Source organism: Bdellovibrionota bacterium, assembly GCA_035292885.1.
GTDB lineage: Bacteria > Bdellovibrionota_G > JALEGL01 > JALEGL01 > DATDPG01 > DATDPG01.
In genome coordinates this window covers 23,005-40,193 of the sequence record DATDPG010000202.1, presented here as the reverse complement: position 1 = coordinate 40,193, position 17,189 = coordinate 23,005, and the positions used below count along the sequence as shown (strand labels likewise).

Genomic DNA, 17,189 nt, shown 5'->3' with positions numbered 1-17,189 from the left:
CAAGGGAGCCAAAAAATACGAAAAAGAATATTGCGAACTACGAATGCAGCATTTTTCAAAGAATTGTCAAAAATGATCAGGAAACGGCCTGCGTGAGCGAGCGTTTTGAGAGAGAGCTGCGACCCGTTTTAAAAATGCTGAAATATGGACGGTCTTCAGAGGTCCTGTTTCATGTGCCTAAACTCGGACTTGTTCTTGAATATCAGTCAATAGTCTCGAACGATATAAATACCGGCCAACAAGAGAGCCGGTATAGTTTTGCGTTGTCGGAAGTACAAAAAGAAACGTTTGAGAAGTCATTGTTTCAGATTCCAAAGGGGTACAAGGTAAAAACTGAGACCCCGAACGATAGCGTAATACTTGGTGCTCCCTGGGATCCTCCAGAAATCCAGGTTCCGCACAAGCTTGGCAATTAACTGGTTGTCCATCACGTCCGATGCTACGTATTTTTCGAACAGAGAAGTACCCGAGTTTCTATATGGTCATGTTCTACTCAGCTGGCTATGGCGCTCCCGAACGGAATCGAAACTCGGTACGACTTATGGTTGCGCCGAAGCGACTTCGCGCATCGCCTGTTCGATCGTCGATTCCTGGGGCACCGACGCTTCTTCGAGCGGCCAAGCCAGGCCTACACCGGGCGTGTTCGCGCCCGCCAGGAGTTTCGGCGGAGCCTCCAAGTCATAGAAGCATTCGTCGACCACTTTGCGAACCAGATGTTCGCCGAAGTTTGTGACCTCGGTATCTTCGTTGACGACCAGAATCCGCTTTGTGTTCTGAACCGAACCCTTGATCGCCGGCCAGTCGTACGGAAAGAGGGTTCGAAGGTCGATGACTTCGGCGGAAATACCGGCTTCGTCGCGAAGTTTATCGGCCGCTTTCACGCAGAGCGGGAGCGTTCGGCCGTAACTCACGACTGTGAGACGCGTTCCTTCGCGGCAAAGTTTGGCGCTGCCGATTGGGATTTCAAAGTCGGGCAGGTCGGGCCACTTCGGTGTCCACTTCGTCCGGTCCCCCAACGGGGCGTCGATCATTTGAGAAAGCGCTCTGGCGTCTTCCGGTTCGCCGGGAATCCGCTCTTCGCCGGGAACCCGGATCAACGCTTTGGGGTAAAGGAACATGACTGGATTCGGATCTTTAATGGCGGAAATCAGAAGTCCGTACGTATCAATCGGGTTCGAAGGAAAAACGACTTTCCAGCCCGGCATATGAGTCGCCATCGCGTCGAACGATTGCGAATGATAAACCGCCCCATGAATTCCGGTGCCGACCGGCGTCATCATCACCAATGGAACTTCCCAGTCGCCGTTGCCGCTCCATCGGCAGTTCCCGGCCATCTTTAAAAGGTCGATCGTATTGAAGATGTAATCGCAAAATTGAATCTCCGCCACCGGTCGCTGCCCCGCAAGGGCCAGGCCGAACGCCGTGCCGACGATCCCTCTCTCGTCCAACGGGGAATTCCACGCCGTCTTCAGTCCTTGCGTGCAGGTGAACACCCCTCCCAGCGGCGGGCCGACGTCCTCGCCGAAAATATCTTTCACGCCGAGACGGGTCTCACCGACGTGCAGAGCCATTCGAATCGCTTGAGCTATCGTCGCCATGGTTCAGTCCGAGAAAATGTGATCATAGATGGTGGCCGGATCGGGAAACGGCTCTTGGCGGACTTTCTTGAGAGCTTCGAACGCCTCGTCGGCGGAATCTTTTCGAATCTGTTCGCATTCGGCCGGCGTAAAGAGCTTTTCTTTCACCAGCTGCTTCTCGAATTCCGTCAAACAGTCGGTTTCATTCGTGACGCGCAAGGCGCCGGAAGAGGAGCTGTGGCCGTGGAGCCGGGAGACGTAAGCCTCCAAAAGGAACGGTTTTCGTTCCTTTCGAACGTACGCCATAGCCTCCTTGAGTTTGTCGTAGGATGCCACAAGATCGTTCCCGTCGACGGTGTCGCATTTGATTCCGAACGGTTCCGCGCGGCGGGCGATGACTCGGTCGGCGTGAACCTCATTATAGGGTGTCGAGATTCCGTACTTGTTGTTCGTCACGATAATCAAGATCGGGAGCTCTCGCCCCGGGCGGCTCGACCAGTTCAAGCAGGTCGGAAAGTCGGCCTCGGCGGTTCCCGCGTCTCCTCCGGTCACGATTGTAATGCCGTCTCCGCCGTGACGGAGCTGGGCCAGTGCCGTTCCCGGCGCCACGGAGTATTGCACTTCGATGGGGGAGGTCACCGGAACGACGTTCCATTTTTTCCAAGAGTAATGATTTGCGAAATTCCGGCCGCCCGAGAACGGGTCCGTCACCCGATTGGCCATCTGGCGAATCTGATCGATGATTTCCATCCCCATCGCGAGCATGGTCGCGGACTGACGGTAATGGAAATGGAGAAAGTCGTAGTCGAGGCCTTCCCCTTTCTTGATCAGGAGACCGAGAGGGACGTTAAAAGCTTCTTCCCCCGGACCGCCGATCCAGAAGTAGCCGTCCGAAGATTTGCTCATTTTAATCAGCCGCTCCTCGAGCGCCCGCGCCTGAGCCATGAAGCGATACGCCTTCCGTTTGTCGAGCGGCGCCGGTTTCCAGGAAGCGGCCTTTAACGGCGTTTCGTCTTTCCCCGAAATAATTCTAAGTTTATTTCTAGTTCCCATTGTTCACGAGACGCATCGATTTACTTCGAAACGCTTGAATTCGCTGCAGGTCAAGGCGGGCGCCGAGAATGGACCGGAGTTTACAAGAAACGTAAATGAGGACCGCTCGCAGGCACCCAACGCAGAGATGCGGCGAATTCAACGTTTCCCTCATGACTAATCCGCGTTAGACAGTGCCATGGGCACGGGTCACCTGCGATGGAGTGCGATTGACCGTATGAATTGCTTTCCCGTGCGCCGCCTCAGCGGCTTCCATTACCGACTCCGAGAGGGTCGGATGCGGATGGACCGTGAGCGCCAGATCCTCCACGCTGGCCCCCATTTCAATCGCCAGCGTCGCTTCGCTAATCAAATCCGCCGCGCTGGGCCCCATAATTTGAACACCGAGGAGAAGATTCGTCCCCTTTTCCGCTACGACTTTCACGAATCCTTCCGTCGCTCCGGTGGAGACCGCCCGCCCGGACGCGGCAAAGGGGAACTTGCCGGTGAACGTCGAATACCCCTTTCGCTTGGCGTCCTCTTCGCTCATTCCCACGGTGGCGATTTCAGGGTCCGTAAATACGGCCGCCGGCATGGCTTGAACGTCGTAGACTTCCGGTTTGCCCCCGATGACTTCCGCCGCGACCAGGCCTTCCTTCGAAGCCTTATGCGCCAAGAGCGGCGGGCCGACCACATCGCCGATCGCGAATATATGCGGAAGGCTCGTTTGAAGTTTTTGATTCACCGGAATAGCGCCCTTGGCATCGACCCGGACGCCGATTCTTTCCAGTCCGACACCCTTTCCGTTTGGACTGCGGCCCACCGAAAGAAGAATGACGTCGCAGACGACGTTCACCTTTCCCTTCGGGGTTTCGACGTTGACATGGAGGCCGTCCTTTTTCTTTTCCCAGCCCAAAGCCTTACTCGAAAGATGAACCGTTATCTCCCTCTTTCGGCAGGCGATCATGAGAAACTGGGCGATATCGGCATCGGTGCCGGGAAGAAGCTGGTCCAACATTTCGACGACGGTCACTTTTGTTCCGAATTTTTGATAAAGCATCCCGATTTCCATTCCGATCACGCCCCCGCCGACGATCAGAATTCTGTTCGGCGCCTCCGTCCAATCGAGTGCGTCCTTTGAATCGACGACCTGTTTGCCGTCGATTTTGAAGCCGGGAATTTCGATCGGCCGCGAGCCGGTGGCCACGATCGCGTTCGTAAATTCGACCGTTTGCGCGCCCCCGTTGGATCCCTTCACGGAAACGCGATTCGGCGTTTCGAAATCCGCCGTGCCTTTGAGAATTTCAACACCGAGACCCTTGCAAAGCTGTGACACTCCAGTGGTGAGCTTTTTCACAACGCCGATTTTCCACGCCTGGGCTTTCTTGAGATCGATGGCGATGTTCTTGCACGTGATTCCGATCTCTTCGGCGTTCTTCATCTCCTCGTAAAGCTTGGCGATGTGGATGAGCGCCTTGGAGGGGATGCATCCCCAGTTCAGGCAGACCCCTCCGACCTGCTCTTTTTCCACCAAGGCGACCGACTTCCCCAACTGTCCCAGGCGGATGGCGGCCACGTACCCTCCGGGACCTCCTCCGATGACGACCACATCTTTCTTCATAGGTGCGTTTGCCATTTCGGTTTCCTTTCGCTTACTTCGCGTGGCGCGCCAGGGCCTGGTCGCGCTGCTCTTGGAGATGCGGAGGCATCACCGCGTAGACATCCTCGAACATCGATTCCAGCGGAGGGGGAGGCAGTTTTTCGACCCGTTCAATGGCCGCGTTCAGCTCGGTCGTGAATTCCTCTTCCAGCTGCTTCTCCTGCTGTTTGTTCCATAGTTTGTTCTTTTCCAGATGTTTTCTCAACCGATCGACGGGGTCTTTCTTGGCCCAGGCCTCCACCTCTTTCGGATCTCGGTATCGCGCCGGGTCGTCGGAAGTCGTGTGCCCTCCCATGCGATACGTGACCGCTTCAATAAACGTCGGGCCGTCCCCTTTCCGCGCCTTCTTCACGGCTTTTTGCGTGGTTTCAAAAACCTCGACCGCGTCGTTTCCGTCGATCCGAACTCCCTCGAATCCATACGCGGCGGCTTTTACGGCGAAATTCTTGGACGCCGTCTGTTTCGCGGCCGGAACGGAAATCGCCCATTGATTGTTTTGGCAGAAAAAGACGACCGGGGATTTGTACACGCCCGCAAAATTCATTGCGGAGTGAAAATCGCCCTCCGAAGTCGCACCATCTCCCAAATAGGCGAGGACGACGACAGGATCTTTTCGATATTGAGCCGCCATGGCGATTCCAACCGCGCAGGGAAGTTGGTTTCCAACGCAGCTCGACATCGCGACGTAATTCCCGTCGCGATACGTGTGGTGGCACGGCATCTGGCGTCCCTGAATCCAATCCCCCGAATTCCCGAAGAGTTGAGCGATGTAGGTATCCAAGGGGAGTCCTCGATAGAGCGCGGTGGCTGCTTCGCGGAGAGCCGGGACGACCCAGTCCCGCGGCTCGAGCGCGGCTACGCTTCCGATCGCCGCGCCTTCTTGCCCGGTGATCGGTCCGTAAAAGCCGATCCTCCCCTGCCGTTGCAGTAGGACCATTTTTTCGTCGATCATGCGTTGACGCTTCATCGATTGATAAATGGACGTCCACCGTTCGTGTGATCGTGTGGCGACGATTTCCGCACGAGGCTGAACAGATCTGGTCATTGTCGTCACCACACGATCACTGGAGCATCAGGAGTCCCGGTTGTTCCAGATAGCGGATGAACATGTTGAGAAACGACGCCGCGACCGCGCCGTCGACGACGCGGTGGTCGAGCGAGAGAGAAACATTCGCCATTTTTCGAGCCACGATCTGGCCGTCGCGCACCACCGGCCGGTCGATGATCTTGTGAAATCCCAAGATTCCGACTTCGGGATAATTGATGATCGGCGTTGCGAGGACGCCGCCCAGGTTTCCCATGCTCGTGATCGTAAACGTGCCGCCCGAGAGATCTTCGGGGCTTAGTTTTCCGGTTCGCGCCTTCTCCGAAATAATTTGCAGATCCTGCGCCAGCTGAAGAATCGTTTTCTTGTCGGCATTTTTGATCACCGGCACGACCAGGTCGTCCGTGCTGGTCGCCACCGCTACGCCGATATTGTAGTAATGCTTTACGACGATCTCTCCCTTGGTTTCATCCAAACTGGCGTTCAAGCCGGGAAACTCCCGCAGCGCCGCGCAAATCGACCGGATGATGAAAGGGAGGTACGTCAGCTTCACACTTCGCGTCCCGGCGTTTTCCAAATACGCATGGCGCAGATCGACCAACTCGGTCATGTCGACTTCGTCGACGTGCGTGAAATGAGCGGCGGTCCGTTTCGAAACCGCCATATGCTCGGCGATCTTTCGCCGGATTCCGCGCAGCGGGATCCGTTCTTCGCCCGTCAGGGGCTGCGTCGGCCGGCGGCGGCCGAATTCGATCGCCTTCGTAGACACATCGGGCCGTCCAGCGGTCACCGCCGCCACCGGTGCTCCGGCTCTCATCGCTCCCATACCGATGTTCTGTAAATCCGTTTTCACAACTCTCCCCATCGGCCCCGTTGCCGGTATGGCGGATAGGTCGATGCCCATCTCCCGCGCGAGTTTTCGTGTGGCGGGAGAGGCCAAGACCCGTTGTCCCCCGGTGCTTGCTGAGATGGATGGTGCCGCAGAAGTGGGAGTCGGCGCGGGTGCTGAAGTCCGCGAGGGCGCTGGAGACGCCGAAAAAAGTGGCGTGTCGGCGGTCGGTCCTTTCGCCGGAGCCGGCGGGCGCGCCGGTTTCATCGCGGACTCCTCGGCCACGGCAATCTTGACGAGAACGCTTCCGACAGGAACCACGGCGCCTTCTTTGGCCATCAACTGTTCGATCCGGCCCGACTTGGGAGCCGCGATTTCAACCGTCGCTTTGTCCGTCATAATCTCGACGATCGGCTGATCTTCGCCGACGCTGTCCCCTTCTTTCACGAGCCATTTGACGATTTCGCCTTCCGTGACGCCTTCGCCGATATCGGGCAATTTGAATTCGTAGGCCATCCTTCCCTCCTTTTAGAAACGAAACACCTTTTCAATCCCCGCCAGAACGCGCGCGGGGTCGGGCAGATAATCATGTTCCAACGTATAAGGGAAGGGCGTGTCGTAGCCGGTCACGCGCACGATCGGTCCCTCCAAAACCTCGATCGCCCTCTCCGCAATCAGCGCGGAAAGTTCGGCGCCGAACCCGCCGGTTTTCGCAGCTTCATGAACAATGACGACGCGTCCGGTCTTTGAAACGGATTCCAGTACCGTTTCCAGATCGAGGGGTAACAATGTCCGGAGATCGATCACTTCGGCGGAAATACTTTTTTCCAGGGCTTCGGTGGCTGCGGCCTCGGCCACAGGCACCATCGCTCCATACGTTAGGACGGTCACGTCACCCCCTTCGCAAACGACGCGGGCCTTGCCGATCGGAACGGTGTAATCGCCTTCGGGGACATCCCCTTTCGCGGATCGGTACAACCGTTTGGGTTCCATAAAGATCACCGGGTCTTCATCCCGGATCGCTGAAATCAAAAGACCTTTCGTATCGTACGGTGTCGAGGGGATCACGACTTTCAAGCCGGGAGTATGAATGAAATACGCTTCCGTGGATTGAGAATGGTAAAGCCCGCCCCGAATTCCCCCGCCGTAGGGCGTTCGAATTACCATCGGTACCGAAAACTGGCCGCCTGACCGGTATCGCATCTTGGCGATCTCCGAAACGATCATGTCGAAGCCCGTATAGATGAAATCGAGGAACTGAATCTCCGCGATCGGACGGAGGCCGTAAAGCGCCATGCCGCAGGCCACGCCGAGAATTCCGTTTTCGCAAAGCGGAGTGTCGAAGACGCGCGACTCTCCGAATTCCTTTTGAAGACCATCCGTCGCCCGAAAGACTCCTCCGTTGAGGCCGACATCCTCGCCGAAGAGAACGACACGGTCGTCGCGTTGCATCTCGTCGCGAATTCCCGCGGTAACGGCCTGAAGAATCGTCAGCTGGCCCATACGTCCCTCGCATCTTCGTCTTTGACGATGGAACGAATGTAAAACTCACCCGCTCGATAGGAGCTGCGCACCAGGGGGCCGGAAGCGACATATCGGAAACCGTGCGCGAGGGCGTCTTTCTTCATCTCTTCAAATCGTTGCGGCGATACGAATTCAATCACGTTCAGATGTTTCTGCGTCGGTTGAAGGTATTGACCGATCGTCAGGAAATCGACGCCGGCCCTTCGAAGGTCGGCATACGCTTGGTGAAGCTCGTCATCGGTTTCCCCCAGACCGACCATGATCGAACTTTTCGTCCACTGGTCGGAGCGAAGCCGTTTCATTTCCATCAACACATTTAGCGATTGACGGTACGTGGCTCTGTGGTCCCGGACCGTCGGTGTGAGTCGATCCACAGTCTCAACGTTATGAGCCAGCACTTCGGGGCGGGACCGGATCACGTCACTCAGAGCTTGGCGATCGCCGCGAAAATCGGGGATCAAGGCTTCCACCAGCGTATCGGGGCATTGACGGTGAATCTCGTTGATTGTGTGGGCGAATTGTCCGGCACCCTGATCGGGAAGGTCATCCCGATCGACCGATGTCAGGACGACGTACTTCAGTCCCATCAATGAGACGGTCTCCGCCGCCTTGGCAGGTTCGTTCGGATCCACGAGACCACGCGGATTTCCCGTCTTTACGGCGCAGAATCGGCAACCGCGCGTGCAGACATCCCCCAAGAGCATAAGGGTCGCTGTGCCTCCGCTCCAACATTCGGCGATGTTGGGACAGCGGGCCTCTTCGCAAACGGTATGCAGTTTTCGATCGCGCAGCAGTGCGTGAATGCGGTTGAAGGCTGCTCCTCCCGGCGGGCGCACCTTAATCCATGCTGGTTTTGGCTGAAAACTCATTCGGAACAAAAAGTTATACCGAGGGGCCCAGGGCTTGGCAAACGCTACGACAACAGATAAAAGCTCAATATTCCAAGGGTTAGGGCGGTTGAAACGCTCTCCCCAAGGAACTAAGATAAGAGCGTCATTTCGAACACTTAAGGAGAGATGAAGAAATGTTAGAACTCACGATCACTGAGAAGGCCATCGAGAAAGTGAAAACTTTCGCTGCGGCCGACAAGAGTTCGAACGGTAAAGGCCTGCGCATTTACGTTCAGGGCGGGGGTTGCTCGGGCTTCCAATACGGATTTGCGTTTGACGACCAGCAGGACGGCGATACCGTGCTCGAAAAAGGGGAGATCAAAGTCTTGGTCGACCCGCACAGCGCGCCCTATCTTGCGGCGGCTACCGTCGACTACGTCGAGGATTTTCGCGGCTCCGGCTTCGTCGTGAACAATCCGAACGCCAAAGGCACGTGCGGCTGCGGCAGTTCGTTCACCGTTTGATTCTTTTAAGAGTTTGAGTCTAAAAGAGGCGGAGCCTTCGGGCTCCGCTTTCTTTATGAACATTCGTATCCGAGTTTTTGCTTCTCTAAAGGATCTCATAGGGACATCTGAGTTCCATTGGGATCTCGAAGGAAGGACCACGGCAGCACAAGTCTTCGACCGGCTCGGAGATAAATATCCTCAAATTCTCCCTCTGAAATCATCGATTCTCTACGCTGCAAACCAATCCTACGTTGAAAAGAACTATGTGCTCTCGGATGGAGACGAGCTGGCGCTGCTCCCGCCGGTATCAGGTGGATGATGAAACCGTATATTGACATCACGAATCAAAAGCTCGACGTAACCCCGTTGCGTGATGTTGTTTGGGCGCCGAATTGCGGTGCGGTCGTGACGTTTGAAGGGATTGTTCGCGATCGCGACGACGGCGAAAAAGTCACGTCAATTACATACGAAGCATACGATTCGATGGCGAGAAAGGAGATCGAAAAGATCTTCCACTCGGCAATCGAACAGTGGCCGGACGTTCGTCTTGCGGCGGCCCATCGGATCGGAATACTGGCGGTGGGCGAAACCAGCGTGATCGTGCTTGCGGCCTCCCCGCATCGCAAGGAAGTTTTTTTGGCGGGTGAATTCGTCATCGACGAGATCAAGAGGAGCGTTCCGATCTGGAAAAAGGAAATGCGGGAATCGGGATCCAGATGGAAAAAGTAGCGCATTTTCCGGAACTTTCTTTACGCAAAAGTTACATAGAATCATGCAAAAGTTTCGTAACTTTTCAAACCAGTAATCAATCAAAATTTATAATATCAAGTAATTTAAGAAACTTAACGGGTAACCAGGGGGGTGTATCTTTTGCATGAGATTATCCATTGGGGTCGTGTGGCCTCAGCTCCACACCCGAATACGAGGAGGAAAATCCGATGAATCGACGAGAACTTTCAATGTTTCTTGTTTTGATCGCCGTGTCGGCGGGGGCGATGTTTGCGCTCTCCGGCTGCCAGAATTCCTCGAACTTTGCTTGGGATCTGGAAGGTTCCGGTCCGCCGCCGCCTCCTCCGACCACGCCGGGGAACCCGTTCGTCCCAAACCCGAACTGTACTGCGCCCGGCAATTGTACAGACGGTGAGACCGTAACCGATGCGTTCACGCAAGCTTCGGTTTCGTCAAAAGTCGACATCGTCTGGATGGTCGATAGTTCCGGCAGCATGAGTAACAATCAAGACGCTCTAAAAGCCAACGCCAGCACCTTTACAAATCGGCTTGTGGCGTCCAACGTCGATTTTAAATTGATGATCATTACGAGCGATTCGGGCACCGACAGCATGCTCAAACCCCGATGCGGTGAGAATGGCGGCTCGGTCATTACATCGAGCAACGCAGCCGATTTCGGGGCCTGTGCTGTTGTGGGGGACAATGGTTCCGGAAGGGAAAACGGGGTGGAATCGGTACGCCGCGCGCTCGATGCCTCATATCCCAGGGGGCCGTGGAACTCCAGTGCAACGCCGGCCCCACTCAACCCCGGTTTTTTGAGATCAGATGCGGACCTTCAAGTTCTCTTTGTCAGCGATGAGGAGGATCAAGAGGACGGAAACCCCCCGGGCTCAAACAGCTGGGACAACAAAGCCGGCGTGACGGCCGACGATATCACGGCGCTCCGTCAGGAAATGGCGCAGGACCTGGAAGATGGGGGACGCCTTTTCAACAATCGGTATGCATACTTTCCCTTTGTCGCGAATCATATCGCTTTCCTTCAAGGACTTAAGTCGGGTGGTAAGAAAGTTCGCGCACACGCCATCGTTTCAACGGTGATTAGCACGGATCCCGCGGACCAGGCTCTTTGCACCTATCTCGGATCGACGGAGGAGATCGGCCAGAGATACATTGCGATCGCCAACTTGTTGGGGGGTAGCGTGACGGACGTCTGCGGTAATTGGGCCAGCACGATGGACAAGTTAGGTCTTCAGGTGTCCGGGCTCGAGAGTTGCTTCGCTCTTTCCAAAGTGCCCACCGATACGGCGTCTATTGCGGCGACGGTGAATGGTGCTGCAGTGGATTCGAGCGGATTCTCGTACGTTCCTACGGGGAACCAAGTTTGCTTTGATTCAGTTCCCGATGCCGGTGCGAGCATTTCGATTACGTATCACTAGAATCCGCAGCGCTTGCCAAACTCGGCCTCCTGTGCGAGGGTTCTGACCCTCATTTCTTAGGGAGGCGAAACAATGAACAAGAAATTCAGCGTAGTTCTTATTTGTGCGGTGAGTATGGCGGCTTCCTCGGCATTGGCCCAGGACTTCCAGTTTTCCGACCGGTCACGGGCCCAGACGTTGTCCATGGGCGGCGGCTTGGGATTTACGCTCTCTCCGGATCTTTTTTTGATGGGAGTCGAAGGACATTACTTCGTGCATCAGAACATCGCCGTGGGGCCGCTGCTTCAGTTCGGCGTGGACGACAACATATTCTTGCTCTCTCCCTCCCTGAATGTACGGGGTGTCTTTGATCTACCCGCCCCCGGATTTGCCAAGCGCGTAAAGCCTTTCGTTCAGGCGGGAGCGGGGCTCAGCTATATCGATGTGGATCGCAGAGGGGATGACACCAGTTTCCTCATCAACATGGGGTTCGGGACGGACGTTTATTTGACGACGAATTTCGCGTTGGAGACCAGCATTCTCTTCAATATTACGCCGAACTTCGACGATAACTTTTACTTCGCCTGGCAATTCATCTCGGCGCAATACCACTTTTAGCGTTGGCGCGGCTGTACCTTATTCGACACGGCGAGACGGAGTGGAACGCAACCCGCCGCGTGATGGGGAGGTCTGACGTCCCGCTTAACGATCGCGGCGCCTCACAGGTTCAGGCTTTGGCGGAAGTCATGAAGCGCCTTCCGCTGGATGCGGTCTATTCGAGTCCACAGCTTCGAGCGCGCCAAACGGCGGATGTGGTTGCAGAGGCTCGCGCGATGAAAGTCGAAATCGCGGAGGCGTTGTGCGAAGTCGATTTTCCCCGCTGGGAAGGGATGTCGTGGGAGGAGCTGGAGACGGACGAATTGTATCAAGTTTATCGGAAAGCCCCGGCCAGCGTTCAACATGACGGTTTTGAGGCGATTCCGAAGGTTTTGGAACGTACCGCCCGGTTCATAGAAGAGATTGTCCACAAGAATCCAAACGGCCGATTCGCTCTGGTTTCGCATGCGGATCCCCTGAGGACGATGATCAGCCACCTTCTCCGGCAGCCGATTGAAGAGTTCCGGCGGTTTCGGATTTCAAACGCCTCCCTCACCATTGTAGGCGGGAATCCCGATCGCTGGGTGATGTCGTTATTTAATTACCGCAGCGGAGACGAAGCGGTTGTAGATTTGTAAAGAGGAGAACCATGGGAAAGAAAGACAATCGTCGAAGTCCGAAGACAAGGCAACGAAAGCGCCAGCGGAAACTCAAGGCGCGAATCCGCCGGAAAATCGACGCAGCCAAAAAACACAAGTGATCGTTTCGTTCGGCGACGCCGACCTTGAATTGGAGGCGGCGGAACCGGCGGGAATAAGCGTCCCGTGTGTTCTTTTCGCCCACCCGCATCCGCGGATGAGAGGGACGATGGACAACAAGGCGTGCGAGTCCTTTTCAACAGCCGGTTAGGCTCAGAGCGGGGGAGGGATGGCGTCCGCACGCTGTCCCCTTGCGGGTTTTCAGAGGTCCGGATGAGGTGAGCCTCGTCGCCGCGGCCCCTAAATCCTCTCTTGTGGTTAACGTCGTCTTCGGCGCATTCCCGACGCTGACTTCTAGAGCCTCATGCATTCGGCTCCTCCCCTTCGTCCTTTCGACGGACCCTGGGGCCTTCGAAGCGGGCACCGCTCCGTCAAATTGCAAGAGTTCAACGCCCATGACGTTCGTTTCCACTTCAGAGTATTTTCCGGCCTCATTACCTCCTTGTTCAGGAGGAACCTCGTGTGGGGTTTGTCTCCCTTCGGCGCTTCCTGGCGGTCCAAGCCTGCTTCCCTCATTCCATCCAGAGGGCTCCGACATTCGGTCGGAGTTTCCCGCCGCTGCTTTCTTATGCTGCGACGAAAATTCTTGGAATCGCCGGGGGGAATTATTTCAGTCCCCAACGCCCTTGGGATTCACCCTTCGGAGTTTTTCACCCACGCGGCGATCGAGCATTCTTTCGAATGCTTCTTCCTTTCTTGCCGTTTCCAAGAAACGGGCCGTCGAGTCGCCCGTTTAATCGTTCGGCTTCAAAGGTTTCTTCCCGCCGGTGAGTCGCATGACGAACGCAGCTGTTACTCTTCGCCCGTCCGCTCGAGCTCCCCTGGGTTTCTCATCTCTCGGGTCTTCTCTCCGCGGCCTCTGCCCGAATCTTCATCCAGGCTCCTTCCTTGCCGTTTTCCGCCGCCACGACCTCCAAAAGGGAGGACGTTTGATCGAGCGAATCGACTTCGAAGTTTTCCGTCGACCGCGCATCAGCATTTCACTCTACCGAGCGCGCTAACCCGTCTGATCTTTTTCACCGATTCAACGGTGTCACACGGACGGCTCCCCCGTCCCTGAGTGTCCAGCGTTCTATCGGCTCGAACTCAAAGGGTCAACGACTCTGTATGCGTCTCGAAAATCTCGCACGAGACTTTCAGAAAAAATCGGATGAGTTTTTTTCAATTCGTCTGAAAAAGGTGTGGCTGCGACTGAAACACATACGGCGCTTGCTTCAAGCGAGCGTCGACGCCACGCCTGTCCATTTTCCGGGCGCCGGACTGCCGGAAAAATTATTCTCGCGTTCAAGTCGAAACTGCCCGGACCATCTCGCGGAAACACAGATGGGTGCGTTTTTCCCAGGGGACGCATTGTTTAGATTGTGTAAAGCCGACGAAAAGAACCAAGGAAGGCTCGTTGAGTTTTCTTTTGGCGCTTTTTGAGGTACACGGCGAATCTTTCCGATTCACTTTCTCGGAATCCGGGGCGATTAACTCAGCGGGAGAGTGCCACCTTCACACGGTGGAAGTCGCAGGTTCAATCCCTGCATCGCCCACCATCCAGAAATTTTGTCCCGCCCGGCCAAAATCGACCATGGCAAGTGATAGGAATAACTGAGCTTTCGACTTTTCAGGGCGGGGTTCGATTCAACTTTTTGAAAGAAATTTTTTTGGGCTTCTAAATTTTCGTCCGTTGCGATTGGACCCGCCAGGTGGGCCGCTTCGAGAAACTCCTTGACCGGTTCAAGCCACGAAATGGTTGACCGGTTAAGTTGCGTTAATTTGCCCTCCATTTCGAGCTTGCGATTCAGGAAGGACTCCTTCTTAGCCAAGTACTCCGAGGTATCGACAACGCCGTTTAAGCGGGCACCGAGGAGCCGATCGAGCGTGCCTTGGATGTTGGCAAGCTCGTCGGCGGCCTTTTGTTTTCTGACGCCGCAAAGTTTGCGCCGAACGCTCTCAACGAGTTGCCGTCGCGAGAACTCGTCAAATTTGGATTTCTTTTTCATTACGCAAGCATACCTATCTCCTGACTACTCGAAAAACCCCAGCGGGAAAGATATTGATCCGAAGGCCACTTGGCAGCCACCCGCGGCCGATCAAAAGGCTGAAGATGAGCGACCGCCACTTTCATCGCTTCCGCGCTCCGAAGAACTTCCGCCACGATTAATTCATTGTTATTAAATTGTTGGCACTCTCTTAATTGGCCCCGATGTATTCCGCGGCCGCGGCCGCCTCGCGGCGTGCCTGGGCATCGCCTCCTTCAAAGGAAGAGTTGACTTTGAACCCCGTGATGCGCGCGATTTGGACGTCGATCGGACACGTGGCGGACGCCTGGGCGGCATCGCTGTTGACGATAGGCTCTGTGGTCACCGTCCCGTCGCTGTCGCGAGGGAGGAAAGACTGCGTCTTGATGCACTCGCCCGTGACACTAATAATTAATTGGTCGCCCGGCGCGGTGGCATCCCAGGCGATCGTCATCCGGTCGTTGTAGCGGACTTTGTCCGGTGTCAAGCCAAGAATCGTCGGACTGGCCGGGACGATGACGGTCGTTGTCACCTGCTCGTCGCTACGGACAAATGTCAGATTGTAGGTGTTATCGGCCGTGGGTGCTATGTGTGATAATTGGGGAGGGAACGTCTCTCCGTTAACCTCCCAATGATCGGCCCCGCTCAACGAGACTTTCGTCCCAGTGGGTCCGCCGACGCGAAGCGAGGCAGCGAGACTCACGGCGTTGTCCAGCTGGTGGGTAACGCGGAGGATGGCGTAGAGGCCTGACGTCTCCACATTCTCGGAATCGGTGCGAGGTGCGCAACCCCCACTCGCCAGGGCTGTGCCGCAGATAAAGACCACAAAAAAGCGTCGGGAGTTCGAGATCCTTGATTCGTTCGCCCTGCGCATGTTCAATTGTTACCGATATACTCGACGGACCCGATCGCGCTGCGAAGTCCTGAAGCAAGGCCTCCCTCGAAGGAAGAGTTGACTCTGAACGTCGTGGTGCGAACGATTGCGATGTCGATCGGACAGGTGGTCCTCGGGTCGGGGGTGGCGCTGAACATGTCCGTGGTCAACGTCCCGTCGTCGGCAGTGTTGTATGCCTGCTGCGTCGTGAGGCAGTCGCCCGTCACATTAATTTGCAGTTGGGTGCCGGGCGGTGGCATCCCAAGTAATCGTCAGCCTGTCGGTTACGCGGATTTTATCTGGCGTCAGGCTAAGGATTGTTGGATTCGCCGGGGCCACGATGGTCGTCGTCACCTGCTCATCGCTCCGCACGAACGTCAGGTTGTAAGTGCTATCGGCCGCGGGCGCTATCAGTGTCGACCCAGGGTCCGACGCCGGGAACGCCTCTCCGTTCACCTCCCAATGATCGACCCCCGACAACGTGACGCTTGTTCCGTAACGTCCGCCGACGTGAAGCGACGCGGACACGGTCACGCTGTCGTCCGGTCGGTGGGTCACGCTGAGGTCGGCGTAGAGGCCCGACGTCTTCACGTTTTCGGACCTGGTGGATGCGGTGGTCGCGCAGCCCCCACTGGCCAGGGCTGTGCCGCAGAGGAAGCCCACAAAAAAACGCCGGCAAATCGAGTTCCTTATTTCATTCATCCAAACGATGATATTAGCATGAACCTTTCACGTATTGAGGCTCAGAAGCGGCGTCCGCTCGTTCTTCGCACCTAACGGACCTCATGGTTCGCCGATTCTCAGGTAAGAGCGGCCATGACGCTCCCCACAAAGAACGTGCCTGAGGTTTATGCTCCTTGTCATTCTCCTCCCAATTGCCATTACCATGGGATTGGCTTTCGCTGGATTCCTCGATCCTCTATTTTTTCTGATTCGTGACCGATGAGCAGACATGAACACTTCCCGCGTTTCACGCCGTTGCACCTGCAGGCCTTCGGTCCGAGGGGTTCGGATCTTGTTGTTCAGTTGGAGTTCGGATGCAGGCGTGCGTCTCTGGCACTCCAATCAGAACTTTGAAATCCCAAGTCCTTTCAGAAAACTTCCGAGACTCAACATCCAAATTCCTTTTTTCAGTTCAGTGCGGTCTTCCCCTCCCTTATTAACGATGTTTCCCTTTTTGACCGCAAAATCCTTCATGAATTGTTCAAGGGAAGAAGTGCTCCTCGGAGAGATTCCCATTTTGACCTCAACCGGAATGAGTCGCCCGCTCTTTTCGATTACAAGGTCCACCTCAGCTCCCGCGTGCGCGCGATAGAAAAAGACCTTCGGTCGGAGCAAGGGTACGGCCGGTGGGAACTTTACTATCTTCGAGACCAAGACCGGCGGGAAGTGGATTTTGTGGTATGCAGAGATCTAAAACCCATGGCCCTGATCGAAGCGAAAAGCTCCTTTCAACCTTGGCCGGCGGGATTAAGGTACTACTGTCGGAAATTGAATGTTGCTGGATTTCTTGTTTATGAAGGGAAGAAGGCGAAACAGGATCCCGTAAAACGAGTCGAGAAAATCGGATGGACCGTCCCTTCGCACCGGTTTTAGACAGGGCTGATTCTGAGCCATTGAGTAATTTAAAGACCGGCTCATGAACGTATAAATTCGGGTTATGTCGTGCGTCCCTCAATTCCAAGAAGGAATGGTCGAGTGTTTTCATCGACAGTGATGCGTTGGCGCTGGTTTGGAAAAGTCGATTCGAAGATCATGTGGATCAAATCATAGGGTTGGCCAAAGAAATGGGGCGCCCCAAGGCTTC

At 55.6% G+C, this 17,189-nt stretch carries 19 protein-coding genes and 1 tRNA gene; 9 read left to right on the top strand and 11 right to left on the bottom strand.

Annotated features, from left to right (window positions below; translation table 11 throughout):
• The coding region (locus tag VI895_14630) for a hypothetical protein (protein HLG21034.1) at positions 1 to 416 on the top strand (416 nt) is incomplete at its 5' end.
• Positions 417 to 539: 123 nt separating this feature from the next.
• On the opposite strand, the gene VI895_14625 is transcribed toward VI895_14630, so the two are convergent.
• The 7 genes from VI895_14625 to lipA form a co-directional block, all read right to left on the bottom strand.
• The gene (locus tag VI895_14625; GenBank protein ID HLG21033.1) at positions 540 to 1,598 is read right to left on the bottom strand and encodes a transketolase C-terminal domain-containing protein; all 1,059 of its coding nucleotides are present in this window, start codon (positions 1,596 to 1,598) and stop codon (positions 540 to 542) included.
• 3 nt (positions 1,599 to 1,601) lie between these two features.
• Positions 1,602 to 2,630, bottom strand: coding sequence for a thiamine pyrophosphate-dependent dehydrogenase E1 component subunit alpha (locus VI895_14620; GenBank protein HLG21032.1), 1,029 nt, complete (start codon positions 2,628 to 2,630; stop codon positions 1,602 to 1,604).
• A 166-nt stretch (positions 2,631 to 2,796) separates the two neighbouring features.
• Positions 2,797 to 4,245, bottom strand: a complete 1,449-nt coding sequence (gene lpdA / locus VI895_14615) for a dihydrolipoyl dehydrogenase (protein HLG21031.1) — start codon at positions 4,243 to 4,245, stop codon at positions 2,797 to 2,799.
• Between the two features lie 16 nt (positions 4,246 to 4,261).
• Positions 4,262 to 5,314, bottom strand: coding sequence for a pyruvate dehydrogenase (acetyl-transferring) E1 component subunit alpha (pdhA, locus tag VI895_14610; GenBank protein HLG21030.1), 1,053 nt, complete (start codon positions 5,312 to 5,314; stop codon positions 4,262 to 4,264).
• Between the two features lie 16 nt (positions 5,315 to 5,330).
• Positions 5,331 to 6,659 carry a dihydrolipoamide acetyltransferase family protein gene (locus VI895_14605; GenBank protein HLG21029.1) on the bottom strand — a complete coding sequence of 443 codons (1,329 nt, stop codon included), beginning with the start codon at positions 6,657 to 6,659 and terminating at the stop codon, positions 5,331 to 5,333.
• Positions 6,660 to 6,671: 12 nt separating this feature from the next.
• Entirely contained in the window at positions 6,672 to 7,646 is a 975-nt protein-coding gene (locus VI895_14600) for an alpha-ketoacid dehydrogenase subunit beta (protein ID HLG21028.1), read from the bottom strand.
• Positions 7,634 to 8,536, bottom strand: a complete 903-nt coding sequence (lipA, locus tag VI895_14595) for a lipoyl synthase (protein ID HLG21027.1) — start codon at positions 8,534 to 8,536, stop codon at positions 7,634 to 7,636. Before lipA ends, VI895_14600 begins: the two co-directional genes overlap by 13 nt.
• Positions 8,537 to 8,691: 155 nt before the next feature.
• Here lipA and erpA point away from each other — a divergent pair, with 155 nt between their 5' ends.
• The 7 genes from erpA to VI895_14560 all read left to right on the top strand — a co-directional run bounded on the left by erpA (position 8,692) and on the right by VI895_14560 (position 14,040).
• Positions 8,692 to 9,021, top strand: coding sequence for an iron-sulfur cluster insertion protein ErpA (erpA, locus tag VI895_14590; GenBank protein ID HLG21026.1), 330 nt, complete (start codon positions 8,692 to 8,694; stop codon positions 9,019 to 9,021).
• Between the two features lie 55 nt (positions 9,022 to 9,076).
• Positions 9,077 to 9,322: a MoaD/ThiS family protein gene (locus VI895_14585; protein HLG21025.1), complete on the top strand. Its 246-nt coding sequence runs from the start codon at positions 9,077 to 9,079 to the stop codon at positions 9,320 to 9,322.
• Positions 9,322 to 9,732: a molybdenum cofactor biosynthesis protein MoaE gene (locus VI895_14580; GenBank protein ID HLG21024.1), complete on the top strand. Its 411-nt coding sequence runs from the start codon at positions 9,322 to 9,324 to the stop codon at positions 9,730 to 9,732. The genes VI895_14585 and VI895_14580 overlap by 1 nt, the downstream gene beginning before the upstream one ends.
• Before the next feature lie 209 nt (positions 9,733 to 9,941).
• Positions 9,942 to 11,168, top strand: a complete 1,227-nt coding sequence (locus VI895_14575) for a hypothetical protein (protein HLG21023.1) — start codon at positions 9,942 to 9,944, stop codon at positions 11,166 to 11,168.
• 72 nt (positions 11,169 to 11,240) lie between these two features.
• Entirely contained in the window at positions 11,241 to 11,765 is a 525-nt protein-coding gene (locus VI895_14570) for a hypothetical protein (GenBank protein HLG21022.1), read from the top strand.
• A 2-nt stretch (positions 11,766 to 11,767) separates the two neighbouring features.
• Positions 11,768 to 12,382 (top strand): histidine phosphatase family protein, encoded by a 615-nt coding sequence (locus VI895_14565; GenBank protein HLG21021.1) that lies wholly within the window; start codon positions 11,768 to 11,770, stop codon positions 12,380 to 12,382.
• Positions 12,383 to 13,965: 1,583 nt separating this feature from the next.
• Positions 13,966 to 14,040 (top strand) — tRNA-Val (locus VI895_14560).
• 640 nt (positions 14,041 to 14,680) lie between these two features.
• Here the strand turns inward: VI895_14560 and VI895_14555 are convergent.
• The 4 genes from VI895_14555 to VI895_14540 form a co-directional block, all read right to left on the bottom strand.
• Positions 14,681 to 15,388, bottom strand: a complete 708-nt coding sequence (locus VI895_14555) for a hypothetical protein (GenBank protein HLG21020.1) — start codon at positions 15,386 to 15,388, stop codon at positions 14,681 to 14,683.
• The gene (locus tag VI895_14550; GenBank protein HLG21019.1) at positions 15,385 to 15,609 is read right to left on the bottom strand and encodes a hypothetical protein; all 225 of its coding nucleotides are present in this window, start codon (positions 15,607 to 15,609) and stop codon (positions 15,385 to 15,387) included. Before VI895_14550 ends, VI895_14555 begins: the two co-directional genes overlap by 4 nt.
• 1 nt (position 15,610) lies before the next feature.
• A complete protein-coding gene (locus tag VI895_14545) occupies positions 15,611 to 16,084 on the bottom strand; it encodes a hypothetical protein (GenBank protein ID HLG21018.1) in 474 nt (157 codons plus the stop codon).
• 363 nt (positions 16,085 to 16,447) lie between these two features.
• Positions 16,448 to 16,672, bottom strand: a complete 225-nt coding sequence (locus VI895_14540) for a hypothetical protein (protein ID HLG21017.1) — start codon at positions 16,670 to 16,672, stop codon at positions 16,448 to 16,450.
• A gap of 12 nt (positions 16,673 to 16,684) precedes the next feature.
• Between VI895_14540 and VI895_14535 the strand changes: the two genes are divergently transcribed.
• Positions 16,685 to 16,978, top strand: a complete 294-nt coding sequence (locus VI895_14535; GenBank protein HLG21016.1) for a hypothetical protein — start codon at positions 16,685 to 16,687, stop codon at positions 16,976 to 16,978.
• The last annotated feature ends 211 nt before the right edge of the window (positions 16,979 to 17,189 follow it).